The sequence below is a fragment of the Holdemanella sp. DFI.5.55 genome (assembly GCF_020593575.1).
Lineage (GTDB): Bacteria > Bacillota_I > Bacilli_A > Erysipelotrichales > Erysipelotrichaceae > Holdemanella > Holdemanella hominis.
In genome coordinates this window covers 1-2,627 of record NZ_JAJDMK010000135.1, presented here as the reverse complement: position 1 = coordinate 2,627, position 2,627 = coordinate 1, and the positions used below count along the sequence as shown (strand labels likewise).

Annotated in this window: 5 protein-coding genes; all 5 read right to left on the bottom strand. The window is 30.9% G+C overall.

Annotation, left to right across the window (positions count from 1 at the left end; all coding sequences use genetic code 11):
* Positions 1-131: 131 nt before the first annotated feature.
* Positions 132-380, bottom strand: coding sequence for a hypothetical protein (locus tag LJE08_RS13315; RefSeq protein ID WP_227403489.1), 249 nt, complete (start codon positions 378-380; stop codon positions 132-134).
* Between the two features lie 333 nt (positions 381-713).
* Positions 714-1,049, bottom strand: coding sequence for a hypothetical protein (locus LJE08_RS13310; RefSeq protein ID WP_227403488.1), 336 nt, complete (start codon positions 1,047-1,049; stop codon positions 714-716).
* A 24-nt stretch (positions 1,050-1,073) separates the two neighbouring features.
* Complete coding sequence (locus tag LJE08_RS13305; protein ID WP_186999818.1) at positions 1,074-1,760, bottom strand: DUF975 family protein; 687 nt, start codon at positions 1,758-1,760, stop codon at positions 1,074-1,076.
* 81 nt (positions 1,761-1,841) lie between these two features.
* Positions 1,842-2,183, bottom strand: coding sequence for a hypothetical protein (locus tag LJE08_RS13300; RefSeq protein WP_227403487.1), 342 nt, complete (start codon positions 2,181-2,183; stop codon positions 1,842-1,844).
* Positions 2,164-2,526, bottom strand: a complete 363-nt coding sequence (locus LJE08_RS13295) for a hypothetical protein (protein ID WP_227403486.1) — start codon at positions 2,524-2,526, stop codon at positions 2,164-2,166. Before LJE08_RS13295 ends, LJE08_RS13300 begins: the two co-directional genes overlap by 20 nt.
* Between the last annotated feature and the right edge of the window lie 101 nt (positions 2,527-2,627).

Here is a 2,627-nt window from a genome sequence, read left to right as displayed (position 1 = left end):
TAGGATCAAAGCCAGTAATATACAACCAATAATCATTACTTTCTTTTTCATAGGCTTATCCTCACAAAAGCGTTATAAGACTATGTAGAACAACTCCAACTACAATACCGATTCCAAAAATCTTCTTCTTATCATTCATGAGCATTACCATACTTCCTTTTCAACCATGGATAGATAATCAATATACAAACACTTATAATACCTGCAAGTACATATTGTTCGATTGGTTGTTTATGAAATCCTAACAATCTTCTTAAAAGTTGAAACAACCAATAACCACACACTAGCAATTCCTTCCAGGAAATAGATTCCTGCTTTTCTTTTGGCGTAGCATCTGACAAGTCTTCATCTAAATATATTTGAAGTCGATTCTTTTTCATATTCTCACCTATTTTTCTGGGTATCCAAACAAGTACTAGTATCCGTCCTTATATCTTTACAAAATCTCTTAGCGTTAAATACACTTCAGCTTTTGTTGATTGTGGATAAGGTAGTACAAATAGAATTCCACAACAAATCAAGCCTAGAATGATCCATCCTAGAAAAGAAAAATCTAAGATGAATAGATCAGACTTTGGTCAGGTAGTCATTTGTTTAGATACAGTACCTTTTAGAAACCAGGATTGGATGTAAATAAATCCATAAGACACTTCTATTCGCCCAATAATATTTGTTCTTGGAAATTATGTCCGTTACAAATAATTCCGTTTATTTTAGTTCTTCTCATTATTGTCTGTTGTCACAATCTCTTCCTGCCATTTTTTGTAGTTGTAGAAAGCTTGGATAAACAAAATAATACTTAATATAACTGCTATTATACAAGTCCAACGAAGTGAACGAAATTCACAATAAAACCCAAACATGATAGCTATATCTATTGGAATTATCCATAATGTTCTAATAAACTTTCTTCTATAACTTAATCTCCCGTACCACATCATTATCCCCTTATCAACTTTTTCACTCATTTCCCATTTTCTCAACACCAGTAAATGAATGAAATTAATCGTAAAAAGAGTAGCTATTACAAATACAAATCTCATTTTCATCCAGTCGTATACCCCCTAATCACTTTAGAAATCAGTTACACACTCATCCTTCTTTACAGATTCTTTTAGGTTTAAATACACTTCAGCATTTGTGGCTTCTGGATATGGCAACACAAATAGAATACCAATTCCACAACAAATCAAACCTAGAATGATCCATCCTAAAAATGATAAATCTAAGACAAATAAATCCATCTTTTGTCCAGTCGTCATTTGTTTGGATAATGAGAAAGCTTCATCTGTAGTAATATTAGGATTTTCTGCCAATAGATATGGAATCATAGAATATTCATAAGCCTTAATAAATCCAGGCACTATGAATAGGAATAGCCATAGTAATATTTTTAAATTCATCAAAAACATGATTTTTACTACATTTAAATAATCGCCTTTAAAACCACTAAAGATTTCACCAAGCTCAGGATTTACATCATGGTTCTTAATAAAATATCTACTTTTTCCAACTACAATGACATTACCAATGAAGATAGAAAATAATAATCCTACAATAGATCCCATTGATAAAAAAGAGAGGATTGAAGAAAACATACTTGGCAATACAACATCAGGTACAAAATCTTGTACTGTTTGAATAACAGTCACATAATCAGCACTCAATATTCCTGCAATCAGCGTAACCACAAACATCTTCCAATAGTTTCGTTTCATGATTTGTTTGGCTTGTTCTTTAACTTGTTGTCGATTCCACATATTATTTCACCTTACTTTCTTTATACTTAATATCGATTCTTCAATTTTTTCGTTACATCCTATGTCTCGAATACAACAATTTTAAGATTGCAATCTTTTTTCCAATTTTTTTAATATATCATTTGCTTCTTTAACATCATTTAAATACTTATCACTATTAAATAACACTTTTTCCTTGGAAACATATATTGGTAATACACTATTATCTTTTAAAACAACTTTAATACCAACATACATCATTGGTTCTACTGCACCCGCCATAAATGTAGCTCCACCTAATATTGTATGTGTAAATGGTTTCGTTTTACCTTTAAAAATTGCATCTTCGTTTTGAATAGAACACTTTTGAATCTCTTCATATAAACAGCTTGCACCACCAATGATTTCTAATCTTTTTTCTTCATCATGAAATTTCACACACATTTTTAATCATCTCCTCTATCTTTTTTGCGATCTTACGATCTTGTATGTACTGATCTGTATTGACCATTGTCTTTTCTTTCGACACATAAACAGCTAATACAGTTTCATTCTTTAAAACAATTTTTACTCCAACATACAAATATGGATTCTGAAATAAGCCAGATGGTAATGGTCCACCTGGAAGTACAGCTGTAAATGGAATTCCTTTTCCCTTATATTTTGCCTTTTCATTTAAAACAGATACTCTTGTCACATCATCATAAGAGTATTTTCCTTGTGTTCCAGTAAGAATCTCAAATTGTTTACAAGAATCATCAAATTTGACATAATCATTTAAATTCATAAGTTTGGCCTCCTTACCATTTTCAATTCTTCAAATACGCACTTATACTTCTTCCATATATTTTGCCTTAAACGCAATACAACTTATCTCTTTTCCAAACA